Genomic DNA, 25,455 nt, shown 5'->3' on the forward strand with positions numbered 1-25,455 from the left:
ACAAGAGGGGTGGGTGGCATCCCGATCCGCCGGCGCGGATCTCGGACTGCGCTGACACCCCGCCTCGCCGAGCGACGACGGGTGCGGGGACGAGCGGTGGGGGAGGGGACAGACGAGAAGAGGCGCCACCCGAGTGGGTGGCGCCTCTTCTACCGTTCAGCGGGTCGCTCAGTGCCCGTTGGACTCCGGTCCGTGACCGTTGCCGTTGGACGAGCCGTTGCCGTTCGAGTGGCCGTTGGACGAGCCGTTGCCGTTCGAGTGCCCGTTGCCGTTCGAGTGCCCGTTGCCCTGCGACAGGATCTTCGCCTGGTAGGTGCGGAGCATGGTGAGCTGATCGTGCTCACCCTCGTGCGACAGACGCTCGTGCAGCCGGTGCTCCTCGTCCGAGTCCGGAGTGAAGATGCTGCCCGAGCCGGGCTTGCCGGCGGAACCGAGCTTGTTCATCTTCTTCGGGATCGCAGCACCCTGGTACTCGAGCGGGATCGGGTGGCCGTGATCGTCGACCGGGCCGAGGGGCTGGTGGATCTCGACGTAAGCGCCGTGGGGCAGGCGCTTGATGACGCCCGTCTCGATGCCGTGCTCGAGCACCTGGCGATCGCTGCGCTGGAGACCGATGCAGAAGCGGTAGGTCAGCAGGTAGACGATCGGAGGCAGGACCACGAGGCCGATGCGGCCGATCCAGGTCATCGCGTTCAGGGAGATCGAGAACTTGTACGCGATGATGTCGTTGACGCAGCTGAGCGTCAGGACCACGTAGAAGGCGATCGCCATGGCGCCGACCGCGGTACGCACCGGAACGTCGCGGGGACGCTGCAGCAGGTTGTGGTGAGCGTCGTCCTTGGTGAAGCGCTTCTCGATCCAGGGGTACGCGATCATGATCGCGAACACCGCACCCATGATGACGGCGACCCAGAAGACGGCCGGGATCATGTAGTTGCCGATGTAGAGCTCCCACGCGGGCCACAGTCGAGCCAGGCCGTCCGTCCACATCATGTAGAAGTCGGGCTGCGAGCCGGCCGAGACCTGCGACGGGTTGTACGGGCCCAGGGCCCACACCGGGTTGATCTGCAGTACGCCACCCATGACCGCGAGGACACCGAAGGTCATGGCGAAGAAGGCGCCGGACTTGACCGCGAAGACCGGGAGGATGCGGACACCCACCACGTTGGTCTCGGTGCGGCCGGGGCCGGGGAACTGCGTGTGCTTCTGGTACCAGACGAGCGCGAGGTGAGCTGCGATGAGCGCCAGGATGATGGCGGGCAGGAGCAGCACGTGCGCGACGTACAGGCGCGGGATGATCAGCGTGCCGGGGAAGTCACCGTTGAAGATCAGCCAGTGCATCCACGTTCCGATGACCGGGATGGAGATCGTGATGCCCGAGAAGGCGGCGCGCAGGCCGGTACCGGACAGCAGGTCGTCGGGGAGCGAGTAGCCGAAGAAGCCCTCGAACATCGCCAGGATGAGCAGCAGCGAGCCGATGACCCAGTTCGCCTCACGCGGGCGACGGAACGCACCGGTGAAGAAGATGCGCATCATGTGCACGATGATCGAGCAGGCGAACAGCAGAGCTGCCCAGTGGTGGATCTGACGGATGAACAGACCGCCGCGCACCTCGAAGGACAGGTCCAGCGTGGTGGCGTACGCCTTGGTCATCTCGACACCGCGCAGGGGAGCGTAGGCGCCCTGGTAGGTGGTCTCCGTCATGGAGGGGTCGTAGAAGAGGGTCAAGTACGTACCGGACAGCAGCAGGATGACGAAGCTGTACAGCGCGATCTCGCCCAGCAGGAACGACCAGTGGGTGGGGAAGACCTTGTTGATCTGACGACGCATACCCGCTGAGAGGTGATAGCGGGAGTCGACGTCCTCGGCTTGCTTCGCAGCGAGCGTGGCGATGGATGGACTCATCGTGAACCTTCCGATGACGACGCAGCAGAAGCGCTCTCCTGCTCGTGTACTCCGGCCGGACGTTCCCAGTAGGCGGGTCCGAGCGGCTCGATGAAATCGCCCGCGGCGACGAGGTAGCCCTCGTCGTTGACCGTGATGGGCAGCTGCGGAAGAGCGCGGGCGGCCGGTCCGAAGATCGGCTTGGCGTACTCCAACGCGTCGAATTGCGACTGGTGGCACGGGCACAGGATCCGGTTGGTCTGCTGCTCGTACAACGATGTGGGGCACCCGAGGTGGGTGCAGATCTTCGAGTAGGCGAAGTAGTCGCCGTAGTTGAAGCTCTCCTGGCCCTTCCGCTTGATGGTGCGGTCGGCGTCCTCGGTACGCAGACGGATGAGCATGACCGCGTTGCGGATGCCCTTCAGTGCGTGCGAGAGCTCCTCCTCGTTTCCACGCTCCGACTCACGGAACGGGAAGACGGTCTCCATGGCGCCGGCGTCAAGATCCTCCGGGCGGACGAGAACGATGTCGTCGACGCGTCCGGTGTAGCGACGCAGGTAGACGGTCTCGCCCTCGTAGTTCGGCGTCCAACCCGAGACCCAGAGCGAGGACTCGTCGCCCTCGGCCCACGGGTTCTTGATCAGACCGCCGAGCGGGAGGATCGACATGACGCCGAGCGCGCCGCCGCCGAAGACGAGGCTGCGCTTGATCATCTTGCGTCGACCCAGCGTGGAGGTGTCGAAGGAGTCGCTGAGCTCGGCGACGACCGTCTTCTTGTCCACCTCGCTCGATCCACCGTCGTGGCGGTCCTGGATGGACACCTCTTCGGGGATGAACTTCTTGGTGAACTGCACGGCACCGACGCCGACACCGATGATCGCGAGACCCATGGTGAGACCGATGAGCGGTGTGTACAGGCTGTACAGCCCGTAACTGTCCTCGCCCATGCCGGCGTACTGCCACGGCCAGAACAGGTAGATGGCGATGAAGGCCACTGCCGACACACCCGCCAGGAAGAACCAGAGGCTGACGCTGCGCTCGGCGCGCTTCTCGGCCTTGGTTCCGGGGACGGGCCAGCGTGCGCGACGGAACGCCACGTCCACGTGATCGAGGTTGGTGCCGAGTGCGACGAGCTCGTCGCGGCTCATGGCGGCCAGTTCCTCGTCCGTGTACTTGCGGTCCGGGTCGAAGCCCTCGGGGAACTTGTTCGGATCGCCGGGCACGCCGTCGTCCTTGCGGTTGTCGTCGCTCATGACCTCACTCCGATCCACAGTGCTGCTGCGACGACCGCTCCGATGCCGACCACCCAGATGGCGATGGCTTCCGTACCGGGGCCGAAGCCGCCGAGTCCGTATCCACCGGGAGGCTGCGTCTCGGAGGAGGACTTGACGTACGCGATGATGTCTTTCTTCTCTTCGGGCGTGAGCTGGCGGTCCGAGAACTTGGGCATGTTCTGCGGGCCGGTGACCATCGCCTGGTAGATCTGCTGCTCGTTCGCCGGGTCGAGTGTGGGTGCGTACTTGCCCGAGGACAGCGCGCCGCCGCGACCGGTGAAGTTGTGGCAGGACGCGCAGTTGAGGCGGAAGAGCTCGCTGCCGCGGGCGATGTCGCCGCCACGGAGGGAGTCCTGCGCGATCTCACCGTTGTCGGTGCGCACCACCGTGGGTCCGCCGCCGTTGGCCTGGATGTAGGCGCCGAGGGCGTCGACCTGCGACTGGTTGTACTTCGGGGGCTTCCGCTCGGCCTGGGCCTCGTTGCGCGCCATCGGCATGCGACCGGAGGAGACCTGGAAGTAGACGGCTGCTTCGCCGACGCCGATGAGGGACGGTCCGCGGTCCTGGACACCCTGGAGGTTGGCGCCGTGGCACGTCACGCAGGACGTGTCGTAGATCTGCTGGCCTTCGCGCACCATGGCCGCGCTGTCTTCCTGCGCGGTGGCGACCTGAGCGTCGGGGGTGAGGGCTGCGGCGAGGAAGCCCGCGCCGACGAGACCCATGAACAGCGCCATGGCGCCACTGACCCGGCGACGGGTACGACGCTTGCGACGCGCCTTGGTCGCCGAGGCGTCCGGCGTACCGGCGGACACGACGGTGCCGTCGTCGTCGGGAGTGGCGGGGGGAGAGGAACTCATCTGTATCCCTTGTCGTGTCGGGACGGCTTGTCGGATGCGACCGATGAGGCTGTCATCGGGTATTCGACGCCTGCTCGGTCAGCGGATGAAGTAGATCGTCGCGAACAGCGCGATCCAGACGATGTCGACGAAGTGCCAGTAGTACGACACGACGATGGCGGCGGTGGCCTGGGCCGGCGTGAACTTGCTGACCAGGGTGCGGGCGATCAGGAAGACGAAGGCGATCAGACCGCCGATCACGTGCAGGCCGTGGAAGCCGGTGGTGATGTAGAAGACGGAGCCGTAGACGCTGCTCGAGATCGAGGTGCCCTCGTGAACGAGGTGGTAGTACTCGTAGCCCTGGCCGGCGACGAAGAACGCGCCCATGGCCAGAGTGATCGTGTACCAGCGGCGCAGTCCGAACACGTCGCCACGCTCGGCGGCGAACACGCCCAGCTGGCAGGTGAAGGACGATGCGATGAGCACCGCGGTCACGGGGACGGCCAGCGTCAGGTTGAGCTCGGTCGGCTCCGGCGGCCACTGGCCGGGAGCGGCCTGAGCCCGCGCGACGAAGTACATCGCGAAGAGGCCGGCAAAGAACATCAACTCGCTGGACAGCCACACGATGGTGCCCACGCTGACCATGTTCGGTCGGTTCAGCGAGTGGACACGCTGGGTGATGGCGGATCCCGAAGTACCTACTGCGCTCGTCACATCGAGAAGTATGACTCGTCGTAGTACGGATGGCATAGCCGGGGCGGTATTGGCGAGTCGAGCATCGTTCGCGCGCGCGTGACACAGAATGCCTCCTCGTGGTCCGGTCGGCCCGTCTTCCTGGACTTTCTGTTCAATAGTACTCGTCTGTGCACGTCGGACCGGGTTCCGTCGACCCCCGCGCCCGTGATGTATCCCGCACGCCGGAGTCTCGACCCGAGCTTCAGACTCGATGCCTCCCGAGCGACTCCGGGACCGGTTCCGGCGGCATCTGGCACTGTCGTGACATGACTTCGGGCTCTGGTCGTGGGCGGACACGGTGGTGGCAGCGGCTGTTCGGACGGGCGGCTCCGGAGCCCCTCGACCCCACTCGCGCGGACCTCGTCGTGGTCGCGTCGTGCTTCGACGACGTGGAGGCGTGCTCGACGACCCTCGAGCGCGCGGCGCACACGGATCCCCTCTGGTCCGCGGACGACGACGTGGTGTTGCGCCACCACCTGCTCCTCCCCGCCGATCAGATCGCCGACGCGGTGTCGGTGGCGGCGCAGGACGGTTACAGCGAGGCGACCGCAGGTCCCATGGCGCAGACTCCCGGGCATCTGCCCGGCGGTGTCTCCGACGCGACCGTCCTGGTGCTGCAGCGGGTGCAGGTGCTCGACGCGCTGCACTGCTCGCAGGAACGGTCACGGATGGCGGGGTTGGCCCAACGGCGCGACGGGGTGGTACTGGGCTGGGACGCCCTCCAACCGGCTGCCGAGGACGCATCGCCGGAGCACTAGGCTTCCCGCTCATGAGCGCTGGGGATGGCACGCGTACATGGGCACAGGTCCTCGGGGCCCTGGCATCACGCCAGGACCTGACGGGTGCCGACACGGCGTGGGCGATGGACGAGATCATGTCGGACAACGCCACCGCGGCCCAGATCGCTGCCTTCGGTGTCGCCCTCAAGATGAAGGGCCCCACGTCGGACGAACTGCGCGGACTGGCCGACTCGATGCTCGGCCACGCCAAGCGCGTGCCCGTGGACGACGACGTCGTCGACATCGTCGGTACGGGCGGCGATCGGTCCCACACGGTGAACATCTCGACGATGGCGTCGGTGGTGGTGGCGGCCGCGGGAATCCGGGTGGTCAAGCACGGCAACCGGGCCGCCTCGTCCAAGAGCGGTGGAGCCGACGTGTTGGAAGCGCTGGGCGTGCGTATCGACCAGGGGCCGGAGCGGGTCGCGGCGAGTGTCGCCGAGCTGGGCATCGGGTTCTGCTTCGCGCCCGTGTTCCACCCGGCGCTGCGCTTCGCCGCGGCGCCTCGCAAGGAGATCGGCATCCCCACGGCGTTCAACGTCCTCGGGCCGCTGACGAACCCTGCGAGTCCGCGCGCCGGTCTGGTGGGATGCGCGTTCGACGATCTGATCGACGTCGTCGCGGGCGTGTTCGCGGCGCGCGGCAACTCCGTCCTCGTGGTGCGCGGCGACGACGGGCTGGACGAGATCACCACGTCGACGACCACCTCGGTGCGCGTCGTCCGGAACGGTGTCGTCGACCACGCGGTGCTCGATCCACGCGATCTCGGTATCGAGCGAGTGCCGCTCGACGCCCTCCGAGGCGGGGACGCCGCACACAACGCGGACGTGGCGCGTCGGGTGTTCGGCGGCGAACGAGGCCCCGTGCGGGACGCGGTGCTGGTCAATGCAGCAGGTGCCATCGCGGCGTTCCGCGGCGTCGACGGTTCGCTCGAGGACGCGATGGCCGGTGCGTTGACGACGGCAGCCGCCGCGGTGGACGAGGGAGCCGCTCAGACGCTGCTGACGCGATGGGCGGCGTTCACGTCGGCCTGAGTCACTCGCCGATGGAGAAGCCCGCGTCGACGTCGGCGCTCGAGTAGGACTTGAACGCGATGTGCGTGTCTGTCCGCACCACGCCGGTGACGCGGTTGACGCGCTCGGTGATCACCTCGGCGATCTCCTCGTGCGTACGCACCTTGACCACGGCGATCAGGTCTACGTCGCCGGCGCACGAGTACACCTCGGACACACCCGGTACGTCGGCGACGGCACGCGCGGTCTCCGGAATGGAGTGCACCTCGGCGTGGATCAGAACGATGGCGGTGATCATGGTGAACCTTCCGAACTGTCGTGAGAGGGCGAACTGCGGGTCAGCCTAGTTCTCGGCCGTGCGGTCATCCCCAGGCCATCGTGCGTTCCTTCTCGCGGCGTCCGACGTCGCGCACGGCGGCGCACCACTGTGCCCATCGCCCCGCTCCGTGCGCCGGTTCGCACCATCCGTCCGTGGTGTCGACGATGCGGACGCCACCCGACTCGAGCCACCGCGCGATCAGCGCCACCTCCTCCGGCGTGGCACCGCGTAGGGGAGTGGCGTCCGGCACGACGGTCTCCGCACCGGCGACGAGTGCTTCCACCACGGGCATGGGCGCGACGCCGCGGCGGGAACGACCGGCACTGGCGAGACGTCCGTGCCGGACGACGACGAATTCCCACCCGCCGTCGTCGGCGCGGCGCGCGGCGATCAACTGCTCGATGGCCGCGAGTGCCTGCAGCCGCTGCACCGACCGCAGGGCCGTCAACAGGGTGGCCGCGCGGTCGCGCAGGCGGGCCGCGGACTCGAAGAGCAAATCCTCGGACAGTGCGTCGATCCGGGCGGCGACGGCATCGAGCACCGCTGCGTCGGCACCCTCGGTGAGAGCGCGGAAGGCGACGGGCGCGTCGGCGTACTCCTCGGGAGTGAGCGGGCTCGCCGTCGCCGCCGTGCATCCACCGACGGCCTCGGTGGAACAGTCGTGCACCGCCGAGGCGGCGATGCGGTGGGTGCAGGAGCGCAACCGGGTGTGCTCGGCGACGAGAGCGGCGGCCTCGGCTGCCGCCCCGCGAACGGAGAACGGTCCGAGCGCGCCGGGCGCCGGTGTCCGGACGATGGAGATGCGCGGGAACGCCTCGCTCGTCAGGGTCAGCCACCAGCCCTTGCGGGGGTACTTCGATCGACGGTTGTACGGGGGCGTGTGCGCACTGATGAGCCTCAGTTCGCGCACGCCGGCCTCGATGGCATGGCTGCACTCGACGTGGTCGACCCGGGTCGCGAGGGCGACCATCTCCTTCATGCGTCCGCGGGTCTCGGATCCCGTGAAGTAGTTCCGTACACGGCGGTGGAGGTTCCGTGAGGTGCCGACGTAGAGCACCTCGTCGGACGGTCCGCGGAAGAGATAGACACCGGGGGCGTGCGGAAGGCCCGCCGCGAGCGTGCGTTTGGCGCGGTGCGCCGAGGACACCGTCGGCAGGTAGTCGACGAGTTCGGCGTAGCTGTGGACGCCCTGGTTGCCCACCCGTTCGATCAGCCCGTGCAGGACGTCGACGGTGGCCCGGGCGTCGTCGAGTGCCCGGTGGGTGGGCCTGGTGGACACCTGGAAGAGGGTGGCCAGCGAGGACAGCTTGACCGACGGTGCCTCGTCGCGCGTGAGCACCCGCCGGGCGAGCGTGACGGTGCACAGCACCCGGAACGACGGCCACGCCAGATCCATTCGCGTCGCCGCCGCGCGGAGGAACGCGGTGTCGAAGCGCGCGTTGTGCGCCACCAGCACGCTGCCGCGGGCGAACTCGACGAAGGTGGGCAGGACCCGCTCGATACGAGGGGCGTCGAGAAGCATCGCACCGGTGATGCCCGTCAACGCGACGATGGCGGGCGGAATGGACCGGCCCGGGTCCACGAGCGTCGCCATCTCACCGATCACCCGGCCGCCGCGAACCTTGACGGCACCGATCTCGGTGATCGCGTCCTCGCCCGGTCGGCCTCCGGTGGTCTCGAGGTCCACCACCACGAAGGTCGTGTCCCGCAACGACTGGTCCAGTTCGTCGAATGCGAGCTGCACACCGCGTGCATGCCCCGACACCACAGTCGCCCCATCAGTCACGTGCGTCACCGTAGGTGGTGCCACCGACAGGAACACGGTCCGTCCACGACGAGCACGCCGTGTCGGTGCACGTCGTTAGCGTCCGTTTCCGAGGCGTGATCGAGCGTCGGATCGGGTGTGATCCGGGCTGAACATCACGGCGAGAGACCGTGAACCACAATGAGACGGAGATCACATGATTGTCGATTGCGGCGAGTGCACCGTGCGCGGAGACGCGTGTTCGGACTGTGTCGTCTCGGTGTTGCTGGGGGTGCCGGGCATGCCCGCGGCGTCGGCCGGCGGCCCGCGTGACGCCCCCTTCGCCACGCGCAGAATGCGTCTCGAGCAGGACGAACAGGAGGCGATGGCCGTTCTGGCGGAAAGCGGGTTGGTGCCCCGGTTGCGGTTGGTAGGCAGAGAAATTCCCTCACCGCAGGAGACCGGCCACGACCGACCCGCTGCGGGGCCGGAGCACGCCGCGGGGTGAGTCGGACCGTGATCGTTTCGCGACACGAGTCGGCTGGGCTCGACATCGGGGATGCCGTTTCGTAATCTTTCCGAGACATTGCGGAGTCGAGCAGAGCCACCAGGGACTGCGCCGCAAGGTCACCGCCTAATCGGCCGCCTCTTCCGGGTGGTCGTACCGGGAACCCACCGTTACACCGGGGTGAATCCCGTCGCAGTCGCACCAGCGGCTCGTCGGGTAGGGCTGATCTTCCCAGCCCGAACCCGTCAGCTAACTCGGTCGGCGGATATCAGGAAGAAACGGAGCACATCTTTTCGTGGCGAAACACCGCAAACCCAGCACTGCCTCGCGGCCGGTCCGCAACGTTCTCGTCGCCGGCGCGCTCACCGCAGGCGCTGTCGCCATCCCCGCCGCCCCCGCCTTCGCGGCACCGGTGGAGATCCCCGGTATCGGCACCTTCGAGGTCCCGGACCAGATCCTGAGCCAGCTTCCCCCCATGCCGCAGGTCCCCGCGCTTCCCGGCCCGGCCGCACCGCAGTCCAGCGCCGCGCAGGTCGCCGTGCAGGCAGCCGAGAGCAAGGTCGGCGCACCGTACGTCTACGGAGCCGCAGGCCCCAGTGCGTTCGACTGCTCCGGTCTCATGAAGTGGGCGTACCAGCAGGCCGGTATCGAGCTTCCCCGCACGAGCTACGACCAGGCCGCGGCCGGCGTGCCCGTCTCGCAGGCGGATCTGAAGCCCGGCGACGTCGTGTCCTTCTACGGCGGCTCGCACTCCGGCATGTACGTGGGCAACGGCAACGTCGTCCACGCGTCCACCGAGAGCCAGCCCGTCAAGATCGCTCCGCTGTCGTCGATGCCCTTCGACGGCGCACGTCGCTACGCCTGACGCAGCGACACCTTCGCTCGACACCCTGACGCCGCACGAAACCGATCGCCCGGTCGGTTCCGTGCGGCGTCAGTCGGTGAATCCGCCGTTTTCGACGGGTTCTCGGGCTTCGTGGACAGAATCATCGTTCGCGTCGTAATCTTTCCGTGACGTCCTCGGCCATCATCCGCGCCGCCGAGCGACCCGGACTCGTCCAGATCGGAGAACCGTTCATCGTGCCGTCATCGGTCCACCCCCGCGTTCGTCCCACTTCTCGTACGAGACTGCGTGGACTGGTGATCGCGAGTGCGATGACAGCGGCGATCGCCGTGCTCCCCGCCGGTCCCGCCGGCGCCGACCCGGTTCCCGGCGCGTCCGCCTCCGAGGCGGTCACGAAGCTCACCGATCTCTCGCGCGAGTCCGAGCAGACCACCGAGGCGATGCACAACGCCCAGATCGAGCTCGACGCGAAGCTCGCCGCCCAGCAGGAGGCGGACGCTCGACACGACGCGGACCGTGCCGCTCTCGACGCGGCCACGGCGCAGATCGACACGGTGCGGCCCGCAGTCGACAAGATCGCCCGTGCCAACTACCAGGGCGCTCGGACGAACCGGCTCTTCGCGGTCATGGTCAGTGATTCCCCGCAGCAGTTGCTCGACCAGATGTCCGCTCTCGACATCATCTCCACCGACGCGGCCGCCACCGTCGGCACCTTCCGGGAGGCCAGCGACGCCGCAGCGGCAGCCGAGGCGGCGTCACAGCAGTCCGCCGACGCGGCCCGGGTGGCCACGGAACAGGCGAAGGCTGTCAGCGACGACCTGCAGGGCAAGCAGAGCCGTCTTCAGAGCGAGATCGCCGATGTCGTCGCCGCGTTCGGTTCGCTGTCCGACACGGAGAAGCAGGGGCTGGCCGGCGCCGCGTTCCCGCCGGGCTTCGATCCCTCCGCCATCCTCGGCGCCCTCCCGCCGGGATCGCAGGCCGGAGCACTGTCGGCCGCGTTCACGCAGATCGGTAAGCCGTACGTGTGGGGTGCGACCGGCCCGGACGGGTACGACTGCTCGGGCCTCGTGGTGTGGGCCTACAAGCAGATCGGTAAGACTCTCCCGCGGTCGAGTCAGGCGCAGGCCGCCGGCGGCACCCCCGTCGACAAGGCGAACCTCCAGCCCGGCGACGTGGTCCTGTTCTATCCCGACGCATCGCACGTGGGTCTCTACGCCGGTAACGGCAACGTGGTCCATGCATCGACCTTCGGTGTTCCCGTTCGTGTCGAGTCGATGGCATCGTGGCCCTTCTACGGCGCTCGCCGCTACTGACGGTCCGCGCCCTGGCGGCGCTGGGCCTGGTTCTCTCCCTTCTGGTGGCGTGTTCGCCGTCGGCACCCGACGAGCAGACGCCCACGACGACTGCGGGCCCGGACGCCCGCACCGTCGGTGTCACGGCACTGCTCGATTCCTGGACGGCCGCACTGCGCTCCGACGACGAGGCCGCGCTGCGCGAGTTGATCGACTCCGACGCGGACCCGGGATTCGCTGATCGCGAGATCGCCCGCGCGCAGGCGCTGCGCGGTCTGCCGCTGTCCGACTTCGGCTACGAGATCACTCCGGGTCCGGAGACTCCGGTGCCGATCGATCGAGCGGATGCACTCGCGGCCACCGAGGTGTGGGCGCCGAACGTCGCACTGCGCTACGCCTGGGCCGACGCCGACATCGGTTCCACGAGTCGCGACATCGCACTCGTCGTCGCTCGTCGGGGCGACACGTGGCGTCTGGTCTCCGATGCCGACCTGCCGCAGTACGGGCGCACCACGTGGCGTGGCCCGTGGGACTTCGGGCCGGTGGTCACGGAGCGAGTCGCCACCGGGTCGACCACGTCGCTCGTCGTGGGTCACGAGGCGCAGCGCGCCTTCATCGACGACCTCGCCGCGGAGCTGCCCTCCGCGGTGGCGGCCGTGACCGAGTTCGCCGGGCTCGGATGGTCTCGCCGCGCGATCCTGACGGTCACCGGTTCCGATGCCGAGTTCATCAGTGCGGCAGACGGATTCACGTCCACCGATGTCGCGGCCTCGACGATCGCGGATCCGGTCCGCGGGGGCCTGGTCACCGGCCAGCGCATCGTCTTCGGCCCGACTGCGCCGGACCGGCTCACCGACTCGACCCGCCGCACCGTGCTGCGCCACGAGCTCACCCACGTGGCCACGCGCGCGGTCACCGGGGAGGACGCGCCCCTGTGGATGCTCGAGGGTTTCGCCGACTACTCGGGTTATCGAGGCTCGGGACTGTCCTTCGACGAGATCGCGCCCACCCTCGCGGCCGTGGTCCGCGCGGCGGGACCGCCCAGGGTCCTCCCGGTGGACTCGGACTTCGCCGCAGGTGGCAGTCGCGGATCGATCGCGTACGAGTCCGCCTGGTCGGTGGCCTCGTTCGTCGCCGACCGGTTCGGGGAGCCGGTGCTCCGGCAGCTGTACGACCGTTTCGCGGCCGGACCGACCGATCCCACCGTGACCGACTCGGTCTTCTCGGCCACGCTGGGCTTCGGCACCGTCGACTTCCTCGCGCAGTGGGGGCAGTGGGTGGCGGAACAGGCCGCCGGGCAGAGCTGACGGCGGTCTCCGTCTACGGTGGTCCCATGCGTCGAACGCTGCTGGTGACCAATGACTTTCCTCCGCGGCGCGGCGGCATCCAGTCGTATCTGCACACCTTCGCCCAGCTGTTGCCCGCGGACGAACTGGTGGTCTACGCACCGCGGTGGCGTGGCGACTCCCACGTGCGGTTCGACGCGGAGCAGCCCTTCGAGGTGGTGCGGCACCCGACGACGTTGATGCTTCCGACACCGGACGTTGCCCGTCGGGCGGCCAGGCTGGTGGCCGACCGACAGTGCGACACGGTGTGGTTCGGGGCCGCTGCTCCGCTCGCCGTGCTCGGACAGCACCTGCGCCGTGCCGGAGCCGAGCGCGTCGTGGCCTCCACCCACGGTCACGAGGTGGGCTGGTCGATGCTGCCGGCGGCGCGGCAGGTGCTCGGTCGTATCGGCTCGACGACGGACGTCGTCACCTTCGTCAGCCGTTACACGCGCGGCCGATTCGCCGCGGCCTTCGGGGCGGACGCGGCCCTCGAACACGTGCCGCCGGGGGTCGACTCGACCGTGTTCGCGCCCGACACGTCGGCACGGGAGACACTGCGCGCGCGCTACGGCCTGGGTGATCGGCCGACCGTCCTGTGCCTGTCGCGGTTGGTGCCGCGCAAGGGACAGGACATGCTGATCCGGGCGCTACCGGGGATTCGCGCGGAGATCGACGGGGCCGTGTTGGTCGTCGTCGGCGGCGGTCCGTACGGCGACACCCTGCGGGCTCTGGCGCAGTCGTGCGGGGTGGCGGATCACGTCGTGTTCACGGGGTCGGTGCCGGCCGAGGAACTGGCGGCACACCACACCCTCGCCGACGTGTTCGCCATGCCGTGTCGCACCCGCGGTGCCGGTCTGGACGTCGAGGGCCTGGGCATCGTGTTCCTCGAGGCGTCCGCGTCCGGCGTGCCGGTGGTCGCGGGCCGGTCGGGTGGAGCGCCGGAGACCGTCGTCGAGGGCGTCACCGGCACAACCGTCGACGGCACCTCGGTCGACGACGTCCGGCGCGCCGTCGTGGACGTGCTGTCCGATCGTGACCGCGCCGCGGCGATGGGGGCCGCGGGACGCGAGTTCGTCTCCACCGAGTGGCGGTGGGACGACCTCGCCGCCCGACTGGCTCACTTGCTGTAGATGGCCTCGATGTCGCTCGCGTAGGACTTCTGGACCACGGCGCGCTTGAGCTTCATCGTCGGGGTCAGCTCGCCGCCCTCCTCGGTGAAGTCCGCCGGCAGGATCCGGTACTTCTTGATGGACTCCGCGTGCGAGACCGTCTTGTTGGCTTCGGCCACGGCAGCATCGATCTCCGCGACGAGGTCGGGATCCTTCGTCAGGTCGGCGACGGTGGCGCCCTCGTCCTTGCCGTTGCGCTGCTTCCAGCCGGGGAACGCGTCGGGGTCGATGGTGATGAGCGCGCCGATGAACGGCTTCTGGTCACCGACGACCATGGCCTGACCGATGAGCGCACTGGCCCGCAGCGAGTCCTCGAGGCCGGCGGGTGAGACGTTCTTGCCACCCGCCGTCACGATGATCTCCTTCTTGCGCCCGGTGATGGCGATGAAGCCGTCCTCGTCCACGGCGCCGAGATCGCCGGTGTGGAACCACCCGTCGGTCAGCGCCTCGGCGGTGGCGTCGTCGTTCTTCCAGTAGCCCTCGAAGACCACGCCGCCCTTGAGCAGGATCTCGCCGTCGTCGGCGATGCGGACGGCGTTGCCCGGCAACGGCTTTCCGACGGTGCCGATGCGCTGTTCGTCCGGCGTGTTCACCGCTGCCGCGGCGGTGGTCTCGGTCAGGCCGTAACCCTCGTAGATGGTCACACCGATGCCGCGGTAGAAGTGCGCGAGGCGCTCACCCAGCGGGGCGCCGCCCGAGATGGCGAGTTCGCACTGCCCACCGAGCGCTGCGCGAAGCTTGCCGTAGACCAGACGGTCGAACACAGCGTGCTTGGCGCGCAGCACGATCGACGGGCCACCGGTGTCCCGCGCCGCGCTGTAGGCGACGGCGGTGTCGGCGGCCGCGTCGAAGATCTTGCCCTTGCCGTCGCCGTGAGCCTTCTGACGCGCGGTGTTGTACACCTTCTCGAACACGCGCGGGACGCTGAGGATGAAGTGCGGTCGGAACGAGCCGAAGTTGTCGACGAGGTGCGGGATGTCGTGGGTGTGCCCGAGTGTCGCGCCCTGGTCGAAGGCGGCGATGGACACCGCACGTGCCAGCACGTGGGCCATCGGCAGGAACATCAGGGTGGTGCGTCCCTCGGTGAGCATGCGGCCGATGGAACTGGCGGCGATACCGCGGGACTCGGCGATCAGGTTGGAGTGCGTGAGCACGCAGCCCTTCGGCCGTCCCGTGGTGCCGGAGGTGAAGACGAGCGTCGCCGGGTCCGAGGAGCGCAGCGCCGCGACGCGGTCGGCCACCGTCGCGTCGGTGATCTGGGCACCGGCGTCGGTGAGGACGTCGATGGCGCCGGGCCGCTCGGCGGAGGCGTCGATCTGCAGGACCGTCGCGACACCCGGCAGCACGGGAAGGATGTCGGTGAGGATGTTCGTGTGGGCCACCGTCTCGGCGATCATCGCGGCGGCGCCCGAGTTCTCGAGGATCCACCGCACCTGGTCCGACGAGGACGTCTCGTACACCGGAACCGTGACGGCGCCGGCGGACCAGATCGCGTAGTCGAGCAGGGGCCACTCGTAGCGGGTCGACGACATGAGGGCGACCCGGTCGCCCTGCTTCACGCCGGATGCGATGAGCCCCTTGGCCACTGCGCGAACCTGGGCCGCGAAGTCCGCTGCGCGGACGTCCGACCACCCGTCGCGGGTGGCGCGGCGGTACACCACGACGTCGGGCCGGGTCTTCTCGTGCGCGAACACGGCGTCGACCACCGACGCGTCGTCCTCGATGGTGAATGGTGCCGGGACGGTGAACTCGCGCACGGATTCCTCCGATGTCGTAGCGGTTTCGGACGAGGCTTCACAGTAATCCTGTCCATTCCCCGGATGTCACCGGCACGTGCTCGTCGACCGAGGTCGTCGACGCCGTCGACGAGGGCACGTGGGATTCTGGTCCGCATGAGCAGTGTGCAGGTCGCCGACCAGACGTTCGTCGCAGCGCGGGCCGAGGACGTCGCGGCGCTCGTGTCGGACACCCGTCGATGGCGGGCCTGGTTCCCGGGTCTCACCGTCACGGTCCAGGAGGACCGGGCCGATAAGGGTGTCCGATGGGTCGTCGCGGGACAGCTCCGGGGAACCATGGAGGTGTGGCTCGAGCCGATGCTCGACGGCGTCGTACTCCACTACTTCCTGCACGCGGAGCCGACCGACGGAGTGCAGGAACCGTCCACCCATCGCCGACGAGTACTGGGCAAGCAGATGTCGTTCGAGATCAAGGCGCTCCTCGAGGCCGGGCGGGCGGCGGGAGAACCGCCGGTCCCGGGGCTTCGGTCCTGACTCGCGGGTACTCGCGGCGACAGGAACCGACCCCGCCGTTCGGGCGGTGCCACCGGACGGTCGATCATGTGGGTACACGGACGCCGATCAGGTGACGGCACGCGGCGCGGAGGGAACGAGTTCCATGGCAGACAAGACCACGAAATCGATCGTCGTCGGAGCGGCGCCGGACGAGGTGATGGCGGTCATCGCCGATTTCCCCAGGTACCCGGAATGGGTCACCGCGGCCAAGTCGGTCGAGATCCTCGAGGAGGGGGAGTCGGGCCGGGCTCGCCGGGTCCGGTTCGTGCTCGACGCGGGCATGGTCAAGGACACCTACGAGCTCGAGTACGACTGGCGGCCGGACGGCACCGCGGTGTCGTGGACGCTCGTCGCGGGGGAGATGCAGAAGTCCCAGGTGGGGTCCTATGTGCTCACCGAGAAAGGTGCCGGAAGCACCGAGGTGACCTACGAACTGACGGTCGATCTCGCCATTCCCATGATCGGCTTGTTCAAGCGCAAGGCGGAGAAGGTCATCACCGACACCGCGTTGAAGGAATTGAAGAAGCGAGTCGAAGGCTGAGCGATCGCGTTTCCGAGACCGCCGCGCGGATCACGTTCGTCGTCGGAGCCGGCGGTGCGGGCAAGTCCACCGTCGCCGCGGCCCTGGCCGTCGACGCACACCGCGCCGGTCGGCGTGTGCTTCTCGCGTCCGTCGACGGCGCGGATCCGTCGGACCTGGTGCCCGACGTCGCAGTCGAGGTGCTGCGCATCGACCCCTCGGCCGTTCTCGAATCGCAGTACCGCCTGCTGACCACGGCTCTGGCGATGGCCGGACGCCACGACCACGGCGCCGGTCCGACGCTGCCGGATCCCGAGGAGCTGACGTCGCTGCCGGGCGCCGAGCCGCTCACCGCGCTGCTCGAGGTGGTGCGCGTCGCCGACAGCGGCGAGTGGGACGACGTGATAGTCGACTGCCCCGGACCGATGTCCTGGCGGGAGATCGTCGCGACCCCCGGAGCTGTCGCGGGGTACGTCGAACGCATCTGGCCACGTCATGCCCGCGTCGTGGCCTCGACGGGCCAGGACGTCCGCGCGGCCGTCCTGGTGGAGCTCGTCGATCGTGTCGTGGCGGCGGCGACGTCGGTCACCGCCGTGCTCGAGGACGACGGACGGACCTCTGCTGTCGTCGTCTCGCGTCCGACTGCGCGGTCCTTCGCAACGGCGCGAGAGCTGGTGGCCGTCACCAGTTTCCACGGCGTCCGCGTCGATCGTGTGGTGGCCGTGGGGGTGATCCCGGACCTGGGGGCCGGGGCGCCGTCGTCCGTGCTGGGCACGCATCCCGGCGTGTTCTGGATGGACCGGGCGCACGCGGAGCATCGCGCGGCGCTGGCGGAGTTCCGCGGCGCGGTGGGCGACCTCCGCGTCGACGTCGTGTCGGCCCAGCCCACCGAGCCGGTAGGGTCGACTGCTCTGGGGGCCGTCGCGGCCGACCTGAACGGGCAGGTGGCGGCCGGACACGGCGGCGCGCTGCCCGCGCTGTCGCCGCGGGTGCGGCACGAGTCCGGGCAGGGCCTGGACTCGGTGTACGTGATGGACGTCCCGCTGCCGTTCGTCGACACGGACTCGGTGGCGGTGGGTCGGGTGGAGGACGACGTGATCGTGAGTGCGCAGGGCAGTCGACGACGACTGCGGTTGGCGTCGGTGCTGCGTCGGTGCGTGGTCACCGGTGCCGGCGTCGACGACGGCGTGCTGTCCGTGACCTTCGCCCCCGACCCGGCGCTGTGGCCGGAGAACCTGCAGAAGACGGACGTACCGGGGGAGTCCGGCGATGGATGAGGGCCGGCGGGACCTGGCGGCCGAGCTCCGGGTGCTGGCCGAGTTGCTCATCGACCGGGTCGAGCCGGTGCTGCGCCGCCTCGACACCGAGGACGCGCCCGAGTGGCAGGGCTGCTCCTGGTGCCCGTTCTGCGCTCTCGCCGCCGCCCTGCGCGGGGAACGCCACGATCTGCTGACGCTGGTCACCGGTGAGATGGACGGTCTGATCGACGTGCTCCGGGACTTCCTGCAGACCCACGGTTCGGGGCGACACACGCCCGGCGCCGCGGAACGAGCCGACGCGCCGGAGGGCGCTGCGCCACCCGTCGTTCGCCCCGCGAGCTACCAGCCGATTACGGTGACCAGGACGCGTGAACCCGACCCGGCACGCAGACCCGATCGCGACCGGTGACACCGGTCGCCCGCCACCACGTGAGGATGCCGCAGACGTGAGCGCCCAGTCCCGGTCCAGCCGGCCTCTGACCATCGGCATCGACGTGGGCGGCACCAGCATCCGCGCGTCGGTGGTCGACGTCGACGGCCAGGTGCTCGACTCCACCCAGGCGCCCACGCCGCAGTCCTCCCGCGCACTCGAGAACGGCATCGACCGGGCTGTGCGCGAACTCGCGAGCCGCCACGACATCGCGGCCGTCGGTCTCGCCGTCGCCGGGTTCATCAACTCCGACCGCACCGTCGTGCGCTTCGCCCCCCACCTGCCGTGGGTGAACCGCCCGGTCGCGCGAGAGATGACGGAACGCCTCGGCATCCCGGTCATCCTCGAGCACGACGCCAACGCCGCCGCGTGGGCGGAACACCGCTTCGGTGCGGCCGCGGGCGGTGGGAACGTCGTCATGATCGCGATCGGCACCGGCATCGGCGCCGCACTCCTCATCGACGGCAAGCTCTACCGCGGCAGCTACGGCATCGCGCCGGAACTCGGCCACCTGCAGGTGGTTCCCGACGGGCGTCAGTGCGCGTGCGGCAAGCGCGGCTGCTGGGAGCGCTACTGCAGCGGTACCGCATTGGTGGACACGGCGATCGAGCTCCTCGCCGCCAACCCGCGGGGATCGACGGTGCTCGCGCGTGAGGCCTTCCTCGATCCCGGATCCCTCACCGGTCGACGCATCGCCAACGCCGCGCAGGACGGTGACCTGGTGGCCATCGAGACGATGTCCGAGTTCGCACGGTGGCTCGGCATCGGACTGGCGCTGGTGTCGGACGTCTACGACCCCGACCGGATGGTCATCGCCGGCGGCGTCGCCACGTCGTCCGCGCTGTTCCTGGACACCGCCCGTGAGCACTACGCCGCGCAGATCACGGGCGCCGGCCACCGGCCCCTCGCCCGGATACGCGGAACCCAGTTGGGGGAGGCCGCGGGCATGATCGGCGCGGCCGAGCTGGCGCGCGTCGAGGTGGGCGCGGCACGCGCCTGACCGGTTCGGCGGAGGGATTCGTGTCCGGCCGATGGCCGGGTGATGACGGCGGTGTGAGATGTGTCCGAGCTGACGCTCGAACTGTGGCTGGTGTCATAAAGCCCCGGTACAGTTACGCCCACGAGATGTCCGAGCGGGCCGCGGGCATCGCGGTGCGGGTCGCGGGTACTTCGAGAAAGGCATGTCGGGCATGTGGTACTGGATATTCAAGTACGTCCTTCTCGGGCCGGTGTTGCAGGTGATGGGCCGTCCTCGCGTGGAGGGCCTGGAGAACATCCCCGACGACGGGCCGGTGATTCTCGCCAGCAACCACCAGGCGGTGTTCGATTCGTTCTACGCATGCCTGGTCGTGCCGCGTCGCATCACGTTCCTCGCGAAGAGCGAGTACTTCACCGGCAAGGGCCTCAAGGGCCGCTTCCAGAAGTGGTTCTTCTCGTCGGCGGGACAGGTCCCGATCGATCGCACCGGTGCCTCCGCCGCGCAGGACGCGCTCGACGCGGGACTGCGCGTGCTGGCGAAGAACAAGGTGCTGGGTATCTACCCGGAGGGCACGCGCTCGCCGGACGATCGGCTCTACAAGGGCAAGACGGGTATGGCGCGTCTGGCTCTCGAGAGCGGCGTCCCGGTGATTCCGGTCGCGATGATCGGCACCGCGAAGATGAATCCCATCGGCTCGCGGATTCCGCGCCCCACCAAGCTCGGCGTGAAGTTCGGTAAGCCGCTGGACTTCTCGCGGTACGAGGGCATGGCCGGCAACCGGTTCGTCGAGCGCGCCGTCACCGACGAGGTGATGTACGAGCTCATGAAGCTCAGTGGTCAGCAGTACGTCGACGTGTACGCGGCGAGCATGAAGAAGACGCCCGCCCCCGTGGTGGATCCGGCTCCGTCGACCGAGGCCGCGCGCATCCCCGACACCCGCGCGGGCTGAGTCAGACCGCCTCGGCGGTCACCCCGGGGCGTTCGGGACTGCGTCGATCGCGCAGCGGCACCGCCGCCACCGCGATCACGAACACCAGTCCCCACCACACGTAGGACGAGGCCTGGATCTGGTCCCACAGGGGCCAGCCCAGGCCGTTCCAGCGTCCGGGCGCGAGGCGCCAGTGCGACGGATAGTGCAGCAGCACTGCGCCGATCACGGCGAGGGCCACCAGTGCGGGGGCGCGCCGCGTCACGCCGACGTGCACCAGGACCATCAGCATCGGCACCGTCCACACCCAGTGATGCGACCACGACACCGGTGAGACCAGCAGGCCCAGAGCGGCATTGACGCACAGGGCCAGCAGGTACTCGTGTGCCGCCAGAGCGCGTCGCATCGCGACGAGGGCCACCAGCCCCACGACGGCGCTGCACACCATCCAGACGATCGTCCGCGGGCCGTCCGCGAGACCCAGCCGCGCGAGCATCCCGGTGAGGGACTGGTTCGAGATGTACCCCGGCCCGCCGATGCGGTCCGAGTCGAGCAGCACCTCGGTCCAGTACTGCACCGAGTCGCGGAACGTCGCGACGAATCCGAGTGCCGTGAACCCGAGGAACGACAGGCCGGTGACCACGGCCGCCCGGTACTGCTTGCGCAGCAGGAAGTAGAGGACGAACACCGCCGGCGTGAGCTTGATGGCCGTGACGAAGCCGATGAGCAGACCGCGCGGCCACGGGGTGCGCTTCAGCAGGACGTCGAGGACGACGAGGCACATCAACACGACGTTGATCTGCCCGTAATCGAGGGTGGACCACACCGGTTCGAGCGCGAACGCGATCGCGGTGATGCCGCCCGTGACCCACGCCGTCGTCCCGGCCGACAGGTGCACCAGAGAGCGCAGGCACACCGCCACCGTGACGGCGAGCAGGATCATCGTCATCGCCGTCATGATCAACGAGGCCGCCGGCAGCGGGAGGACCGCCATCGGCGCGAAGGACACCGCGGCCATCGGGGGATAGGTGAACGGCAGCGGGATGTTCACCGAGGTGCGCGGCAGGACTCCGTAGAGATTCACGCCGTCGAGCAGAGCGCGGCCACCGATGCGGTACACGTCGAGGTCGAGCCGGTAGATCGCACCCCACTCCCGCAGCGGGGGCAGACCGACCACGTTGAACGCGATGCCCGCCACGAGCCCGACGCACACCGCGACCTTCGCGATCACGGCGACCGGTCGGGGCAGCGATGCCCCCGGCCCGGTGTAGGGAGGGGCGGACGGCAGAGTCCACGTCATGGTCGGGGTGGATCCTTTCGGTGACCTAGGCTCGCAGACGTGCGTTACTTCTACGACTGCGAGTTCATCGAGGACGGCCGCACGATCGATCTGGTGTCCATCGGGATCGTGGCGGAGGACGGGCGTGAATATTACGCCGTGTCCACGGAGTTCGATCCCGAGCGCGCGGGCACCTGGGTCCGCCGCAACGTCCTGCCGAAGCTCCCGCCGTTCTCGTCGCCGCTCTGGCGCTCGCGCAGCCGCATCCGCGACGACATTCTCGAGTTCGTGTCGGCGCCGCACGGCACCGTCGGACCGACCGTCGAGATGTGGGCCTGGGTGGCGGCGTACGACCACGTCGCGCTGTGCCAGCTGTGGGGTTCGATGACGGCGCTCCCGCGGATCATGCCGCGGTACACGCGGGAGTTGAAGCAGTACTGGGAGGAGCACGGGTCGCCCGCGCTGCCGCCGGTGCCGGACGACTCGCACGACGCGCTCGCCGACGCCCGGCACAATCTCGCGAAGTTCCGGGCCGTCGAGGCCGCGAGAGCGTGGTCCGGTCGGGAGTGACACACCGCTGGTCCCGGCCGTCGGAGCGGGCGACTACTCTGTACGCGTGAACTGGACTGTCGACGTTCCGATCGAACGCTTGCCCGAGCTTCCCCCGCTGCCCGAGTCGATGCGCGAGCAACTCGACGTGGCGCTGGCCAAGCCGGCGGCGCAGCAGCCCAGCTGGCCCGCCGATCAGGCGGAGGCCATGCGCAAGGTCCTCGAGAGCGTGCCGCCCATCACGGTCGCCAGCGAGGTCGAGGCGCTGTCGGAGAAGCTCGCGTCCGTCGCCCGCGGCGAGGCGTTCCTGCTGCAGGGCGGCGACTGCGCCGAGACCTTCGTCGACAACACCGAGCCCCACATCAAGGGCAACATCCGCACGCTGCTGCAGATGGCCGTCGTGCTCACCTACGGCGCGTCGATGCCCGTGGTGAAGGTCGCGCGCATCGCCGGCCAGTACGCCAAGCCCCGCTCCTCCGACGTGGACGCTCTGGGCCTGAAGTCCTACCGCGGCGACATGGTCAACTCCCTCGTGGCCGACGACGCCGTCCGCCAGCACGACCCGTCGCGCCTGGTCCGCGCCTACGCCAACGCCAGCGCCGCGATGAACCTGGTGCGCGCGCTCACCGGCGCCGGCATGGCCGACCTGCACAAGGTGCACGACTGGAACCGCGAGTTCGTGCAGAACTCGCCGGCCGGTGCCCGGTACGAGCAGCTCGCCTCCGAGATCGACAACGGTCTCAAGTTCATGGACGCGTGCGGCGTCACGGATCCGAACCTGCACCAGGCCACCATCTACGCCTCTCACGAGGCGCTCGTGCTCGATTACGAGCGCGCGATGCTGCGTCTGGACAACGACGACGAGCACGCCAAGCTCTACGACCTGTCGGCACACTTCCTGTGGATCGGCGACCGCACGCGGCAGCTGGACGGCGCGCACATCGCGTTCGCCGAGCTGGTCTCCAACCCCATCGGACTGAAGATCGGTCCCAGCACGACGCCCGAGATGGCCGTCGAGTACGTCGAGCGGCTCGACCCGACCAACAAGCCCGGCCGGTTGACGCTGATCTCGCGCATGGGCAACGGCAAGGTTCGGGACCTGCTGCCGCCCATCATCGAGAAGGTGCAGGCCACCGGTCACCAGGTCATCTGGCAGTGCGACCCCATGCACGGCAACACGCACGAGGCGTCCACCGGCTACAAGACGCGCCACTTCGACCGCATCGTCGACGAGGTCCAGGGCTTCTTCGAGGTGCACAACGAGCTCGGGACGCACCCGGGTGGCATCCACGTCGAGCTCACCGGTGAGAACGTCACCGAGTGCCTCGGCGGCGCCCAGGACATCTCGGACCTCGATCTGTCCGGACGGTACGAGACGGCCTGCGACCCGCGACTGAACACGCAGCAGTCCCTCGAGCTGGCCTTCCTCGTCGCGGAGATGCTGCGCGGCTGATCGCCGGAGCAGAACTCAGGGCAGCGCGGTCAGAGTGACCGTGCTGCCCTTCTGCACTCGGTCGCCCTGACCGGGCGACTGGGCGATGACGAGCGAGCGATCCGTCTGCGCGACCTGGCGCACCACCACGGTGAGCCCCAGGCGTTCGAGTTCCGACCGCGCCGAGCCGACGGTACGTCCGAGCATCGAGGGCACCTCCACGGCCGTCGACACCCGCAGCGTGACGGTCGATCCCGCGGTCACGGACGTGCCGCTCGCCGGGTCGGTCCCGATGACACGGCCACCGTCGACGTCCTCGTCGAAGACGGAGTCCACCGTCGCCACAGTGATGCCGACCCGATCGAGTTCTGCGCGCGCCTGCTGCTCCGTCTCGCCCCGGACGTCGGGAACGTCGACGGGGGGAGCGCCCTTGCTGGTCACCACCCGGACCTCGCTGCCCACCGGCAGGACCGTCCCGGGCGCGGGGTCGAGTGCGGCGACCGCACCGACGGGTGCGGCGCTGCTGAAGGCGTCACCGCCGTCCACGGGGACGAACGTCCGCTCCCGCAGTGCCGCCTCCACCGTGGTCGAGTCCGCGTTCCCGAGGGCCGGGACGGTGGGCCTGCCCTGAGAAACGAGAAGGGTCACGGTCTCGCCCCGGGCGATCCGTGACCCTGCGGGAGGATCGGTTCCGAGTAATCGGTCCACGGGATCGCTGTCGGTGTAGCGGCCCTCGACGGTCGCCGAGAGATCGGCCGCCTCGATGGCGGAGACGGCGGTGGATCGGTCGAGCCCGTCGATCGCCGGCACCGCGGTGAAGCGGCCGGACCCGGCCCACCAGCCGACGGTGCCGAGCAGGACCGCCACGATCACGACGATCGCGAGCCATGTGAGTGCGACTCGACGCGACCTGCGCTTGTCCGCGTCGAAGTCCGGGAACGCGAAGGCTTTCCGGTCCACCGGCTCGGCGGCGGTGGACCGCGGTTCGTCGGCGCCGCGGGGAGTCGCGGTGGTCACCATCCGCGTGTGCTGAACGCCGCCGGTGGACGGCTGCCCGCGGTCGGAGGCGGCGGAGAAGTCGTCCGCGGGGACCGACACGATCTCCGTCTCCGGAGTACGCGGAGCCTGCGGAGCGTAGGGGCGCGGAGCGTTCAGCGTCTCGGCGCTCAGATGCTCGGCCGACCGCGACGGGGACGGCACCCGGTAGTGGGGCAGTGCGAGGGTCCTGGTGACCGAGCGCACCGCGTCGCCCATCGTGCCGGCGTCGCGGAACCGCTCCTCGGGCCGCCGCGCCGTCGCGTCGCGCACCAGTGCGTCGAAGTGGGGCGGCACCCCTGCGATCACCGAGCTCGGCGGCGGAACGTCGTTCTCGATGCGCTGGTACGCGATCGAGAGGGAGGTGTCTCCCTGGAACGGCGTGCGTCCGGTCAGCAGTTCGAAGAGCAGGATGCCCGCCGAGTACACGTCGCTGTGCGCGTCGGCCGATCCGGTGGTCACCTGTTCGGGGGAGAGGTAGGCGGCAGTGCCGAGGATGACGCTGTTGGACGTCGTCGTCGACGCGGCCACGGCGCGCACCAGACCGAAGTCGGCGATCTTGACCTCGCCCGCGTCGGAGATCAGCACGTTCTCCGGCTTGACGTCGCGGTGCACGAGGCCACCGCGGTGCGCGACCGCGAGTCCGTCGAGCACCGGTTGGAGAACGGCGGCGACGGCGTGCGGGGGCATCGGTCCGCGTTCGCGGAGCAACTCGCGCAGCGTGCCGCCCTCGACCAGTTCCATGACCAGGAAGGCGTGCTGACCGTCGCGACCGTGATCGTGGACGGCGACCAGACCCGGGTGGCTGAGCCGGGCGACCGCGCGCGCCTCGAACTCGAAGCGACGCACGAACTCTGGGTCGGCGGCGAACTGGGGATCCATGATCTTGATGGCCACGGGCCGGTCCAGACGCAGGTCGAGACCCCGGTAGACCGTGGACATACCGCCGCGGGCGATCGGCGCGTCGACGCGGTAACGACGGTCCAGCAGCGCGCCGAGCAGCGACGGACCTGACGTTGTCACCTGCG

General features: G+C 69.2%; 24 protein-coding genes and 1 riboswitch. Of the genes, 15 read left to right on the forward strand and 9 right to left on the reverse strand.

The features are described from left to right. Positions 1-168 precede the first annotated feature (168 nt). The 4 genes from qcrB to ctaE all read right to left on the reverse strand — a co-directional run bounded on the left by qcrB (position 169) and on the right by ctaE (position 4,708). Entirely contained in the window at positions 169-1,905 is a 1,737-nt protein-coding gene (gene qcrB, locus J4E04_RS08120) for a cytochrome bc1 complex cytochrome b subunit (protein WP_037185718.1), read from the reverse strand. Continuing rightward, entirely contained in the window at positions 1,902-3,137 is a 1,236-nt protein-coding gene (qcrA, locus tag J4E04_RS08125) for a cytochrome bc1 complex Rieske iron-sulfur subunit (protein ID WP_081821261.1), read from the reverse strand. Before qcrA ends, qcrB begins: the two co-directional genes overlap by 4 nt. Next, positions 3,134-4,015 carry a cytochrome bc1 complex diheme cytochrome c subunit gene (gene qcrC, locus J4E04_RS08130; protein WP_056446281.1) on the reverse strand — a complete coding sequence of 294 codons (882 nt, stop codon included), beginning with the start codon at positions 4,013-4,015 and terminating at the stop codon, positions 3,134-3,136. Before qcrC ends, qcrA begins: the two co-directional genes overlap by 4 nt. Before the next feature lie 78 nt (positions 4,016-4,093). Beyond that, positions 4,094-4,708, reverse strand: a complete 615-nt coding sequence (gene ctaE, locus J4E04_RS08135) for an aa3-type cytochrome oxidase subunit III (protein ID WP_027505815.1) — start codon at positions 4,706-4,708, stop codon at positions 4,094-4,096. Positions 4,709-4,995: 287 nt separating this feature from the next. Between ctaE and J4E04_RS08140 the strand changes: the two genes are divergently transcribed. Then, a complete protein-coding gene (locus J4E04_RS08140; protein ID WP_222630532.1) occupies positions 4,996-5,487 on the forward strand; it encodes a hypothetical protein in 492 nt (163 codons plus the stop codon). An 11-nt stretch (positions 5,488-5,498) separates the two neighbouring features. Then, entirely contained in the window at positions 5,499-6,542 is a 1,044-nt protein-coding gene (gene trpD, locus J4E04_RS08145) for an anthranilate phosphoribosyltransferase (protein ID WP_490150328.1), read from the forward strand. 1 nt (position 6,543) lies between these two features. Here trpD and J4E04_RS08150 read toward each other — a convergent pair whose 3' ends face one another. Together J4E04_RS08150 and J4E04_RS08155 are read right to left on the reverse strand one after the other, a co-directional pair. After that, positions 6,544-6,819 carry an Lrp/AsnC family transcriptional regulator gene (locus J4E04_RS08150; RefSeq protein WP_027505818.1) on the reverse strand — a complete coding sequence of 92 codons (276 nt, stop codon included), beginning with the start codon at positions 6,817-6,819 and terminating at the stop codon, positions 6,544-6,546. Positions 6,820-6,883: 64 nt separating this feature from the next. Continuing rightward, positions 6,884-8,626: a DEDD exonuclease domain-containing protein gene (locus tag J4E04_RS08155; protein ID WP_231476318.1), complete on the reverse strand. Its 1,743-nt coding sequence runs from the start codon at positions 8,624-8,626 to the stop codon at positions 6,884-6,886. 175 nt (positions 8,627-8,801) lie between these two features. Between J4E04_RS08155 and J4E04_RS08160 the strand changes: the two genes are divergently transcribed. The 5 genes from J4E04_RS08160 (at position 8,802) to J4E04_RS08180 (ending at position 13,686) form a co-directional block, all read left to right on the forward strand. After that, positions 8,802-9,092, forward strand: coding sequence for a hypothetical protein (locus J4E04_RS08160; protein WP_328809610.1), 291 nt, complete (start codon positions 8,802-8,804; stop codon positions 9,090-9,092). 113 nt (positions 9,093-9,205) lie between these two features. Beyond that, positions 9,206-9,371, forward strand: a riboswitch (cyclic di-AMP (ydaO/yuaA leader). A 16-nt stretch (positions 9,372-9,387) separates the two neighbouring features. Continuing rightward, complete coding sequence (locus tag J4E04_RS08165; RefSeq protein WP_027505820.1) at positions 9,388-9,957, forward strand: C40 family peptidase; 570 nt, start codon at positions 9,388-9,390, stop codon at positions 9,955-9,957. A gap of 290 nt (positions 9,958-10,247) precedes the next feature. Continuing rightward, a complete protein-coding gene (locus J4E04_RS08170; RefSeq protein WP_081821287.1) occupies positions 10,248-11,249 on the forward strand; it encodes a C40 family peptidase in 1,002 nt (333 codons plus the stop codon). Further along, positions 11,219-12,535, forward strand: coding sequence for a peptidase MA family metallohydrolase (locus J4E04_RS08175; RefSeq protein ID WP_490150329.1), 1,317 nt, complete (start codon positions 11,219-11,221; stop codon positions 12,533-12,535). Before J4E04_RS08170 ends, J4E04_RS08175 begins: the two co-directional genes overlap by 31 nt. A 26-nt stretch (positions 12,536-12,561) precedes the next feature. Then, complete coding sequence (locus tag J4E04_RS08180) at positions 12,562-13,686, forward strand: glycosyltransferase family 4 protein (protein ID WP_490150330.1); 1,125 nt, start codon at positions 12,562-12,564, stop codon at positions 13,684-13,686. On the opposite strand, the gene J4E04_RS08185 is transcribed toward J4E04_RS08180, so the two are convergent. Next, a complete protein-coding gene (locus J4E04_RS08185) occupies positions 13,674-15,482 on the reverse strand; it encodes an AMP-dependent synthetase/ligase (RefSeq protein WP_285185486.1) in 1,809 nt (602 codons plus the stop codon). The genes J4E04_RS08180 and J4E04_RS08185 overlap by 13 nt on opposite strands. Before the next feature lie 135 nt (positions 15,483-15,617). Here J4E04_RS08185 and J4E04_RS08190 point away from each other — a divergent pair, with 135 nt between their 5' ends. From J4E04_RS08190 to J4E04_RS08215, 6 genes are all read left to right on the forward strand, one after another. After that, a complete protein-coding gene (locus J4E04_RS08190; protein WP_490150331.1) occupies positions 15,618-15,995 on the forward strand; it encodes a polyketide cyclase / dehydrase and lipid transport in 378 nt (125 codons plus the stop codon). 124 nt (positions 15,996-16,119) lie between these two features. Beyond that, entirely contained in the window at positions 16,120-16,557 is a 438-nt protein-coding gene (locus J4E04_RS08195; protein ID WP_027505826.1) for an SRPBCC family protein, read from the forward strand. A gap of 29 nt (positions 16,558-16,586) precedes the next feature. After that, complete coding sequence (locus J4E04_RS08200) at positions 16,587-17,813, forward strand: ArsA family ATPase (RefSeq protein ID WP_308116147.1); 1,227 nt, start codon at positions 16,587-16,589, stop codon at positions 17,811-17,813. After that, entirely contained in the window at positions 17,806-18,204 is a 399-nt protein-coding gene (locus J4E04_RS08205) for a hypothetical protein (RefSeq protein WP_222630548.1), read from the forward strand. The genes J4E04_RS08200 and J4E04_RS08205 overlap by 8 nt, the downstream gene beginning before the upstream one ends. A gap of 37 nt (positions 18,205-18,241) precedes the next feature. Beyond that, complete coding sequence (locus tag J4E04_RS08210) at positions 18,242-19,225, forward strand: ROK family protein (protein ID WP_027505827.1); 984 nt, start codon at positions 18,242-18,244, stop codon at positions 19,223-19,225. 190 nt (positions 19,226-19,415) lie between these two features. Then, the gene (locus tag J4E04_RS08215; RefSeq protein WP_027505828.1) at positions 19,416-20,153 is read left to right on the forward strand and encodes a lysophospholipid acyltransferase family protein; all 738 of its coding nucleotides are present in this window, start codon (positions 19,416-19,418) and stop codon (positions 20,151-20,153) included. Between the two features lies 1 nt (position 20,154). On the opposite strand, the gene J4E04_RS08220 is transcribed toward J4E04_RS08215, so the two are convergent. Further along, entirely contained in the window at positions 20,155-21,432 is a 1,278-nt protein-coding gene (locus tag J4E04_RS08220; RefSeq protein ID WP_222630563.1) for a glycosyltransferase 87 family protein, read from the reverse strand. 39 nt (positions 21,433-21,471) lie between these two features. Between J4E04_RS08220 and J4E04_RS08225 the strand changes: the two genes are divergently transcribed. Both J4E04_RS08225 and J4E04_RS08230 read left to right on the forward strand, forming a co-directional pair. Then, positions 21,472-21,981, forward strand: a complete 510-nt coding sequence (locus J4E04_RS08225) for a polyadenylate-specific 3'-exoribonuclease AS (RefSeq protein WP_027505830.1) — start codon at positions 21,472-21,474, stop codon at positions 21,979-21,981. Between the two features lie 46 nt (positions 21,982-22,027). Next, complete coding sequence (locus tag J4E04_RS08230) at positions 22,028-23,413, forward strand: class II 3-deoxy-7-phosphoheptulonate synthase (RefSeq protein ID WP_027505831.1); 1,386 nt, start codon at positions 22,028-22,030, stop codon at positions 23,411-23,413. A gap of 15 nt (positions 23,414-23,428) precedes the next feature. Here J4E04_RS08230 and pknB read toward each other — a convergent pair whose 3' ends face one another. Further along, positions 23,429-25,450, reverse strand: a complete 2,022-nt coding sequence (pknB, locus tag J4E04_RS08235) for a Stk1 family PASTA domain-containing Ser/Thr kinase (RefSeq protein ID WP_490150332.1) — start codon at positions 25,448-25,450, stop codon at positions 23,429-23,431. Positions 25,451-25,455 lie beyond the last annotated feature (5 nt).

Source organism: Rhodococcus sp. NFXS4 (assembly GCF_058139645.1).

Excerpts from the sequence above, each read along its gene's own strand:
- qcrB (WP_037185718.1), bottom strand. The coding sequence starts at position 1,905 with ATGAGTCCATCCATCGCCACGCTCGCTGCGAAGCAAGCCGAGGACGTC.
- qcrA (WP_081821261.1), bottom strand. The coding sequence starts at position 3,137 with ATGAGCGACGACAACCGCAAGGACGACGGCGTGCCCGGCGATCCGAAC.
- qcrC (WP_056446281.1), bottom strand. The coding sequence starts at position 4,015 with ATGAGTTCCTCTCCCCCCGCCACTCCCGACGACGACGGCACCGTCGTG.
- J4E04_RS08140 (WP_222630532.1), top strand. The coding sequence starts at position 4,996 with ATGACTTCGGGCTCTGGTCGTGGGCGGACACGGTGGTGGCAGCGGCTG.
- trpD (WP_490150328.1), top strand. The coding sequence starts at position 5,499 with ATGAGCGCTGGGGATGGCACGCGTACATGGGCACAGGTCCTCGGGGCC.
- J4E04_RS08150 (WP_027505818.1), bottom strand. The coding sequence starts at position 6,819 with ATGATCACCGCCATCGTTCTGATCCACGCCGAGGTGCACTCCATTCCG.
- J4E04_RS08160 (WP_328809610.1), top strand. The coding sequence starts at position 8,802 with ATGATTGTCGATTGCGGCGAGTGCACCGTGCGCGGAGACGCGTGTTCG.
- J4E04_RS08170 (WP_081821287.1), top strand. The coding sequence starts at position 10,248 with ATGACAGCGGCGATCGCCGTGCTCCCCGCCGGTCCCGCCGGCGCCGAC.
- J4E04_RS08180 (WP_490150330.1), top strand. The coding sequence starts at position 12,562 with ATGCGTCGAACGCTGCTGGTGACCAATGACTTTCCTCCGCGGCGCGGC.
- J4E04_RS08190 (WP_490150331.1), top strand. The coding sequence starts at position 15,618 with ATGAGCAGTGTGCAGGTCGCCGACCAGACGTTCGTCGCAGCGCGGGCC.
- J4E04_RS08195 (WP_027505826.1), top strand. The coding sequence starts at position 16,120 with ATGGCAGACAAGACCACGAAATCGATCGTCGTCGGAGCGGCGCCGGAC.
- J4E04_RS08205 (WP_222630548.1), top strand. The coding sequence starts at position 17,806 with ATGGATGAGGGCCGGCGGGACCTGGCGGCCGAGCTCCGGGTGCTGGCC.
- J4E04_RS08215 (WP_027505828.1), top strand. The coding sequence starts at position 19,416 with ATGTGGTACTGGATATTCAAGTACGTCCTTCTCGGGCCGGTGTTGCAG.
- J4E04_RS08220 (WP_222630563.1), bottom strand. The coding sequence starts at position 21,432 with ATGACGTGGACTCTGCCGTCCGCCCCTCCCTACACCGGGCCGGGGGCA.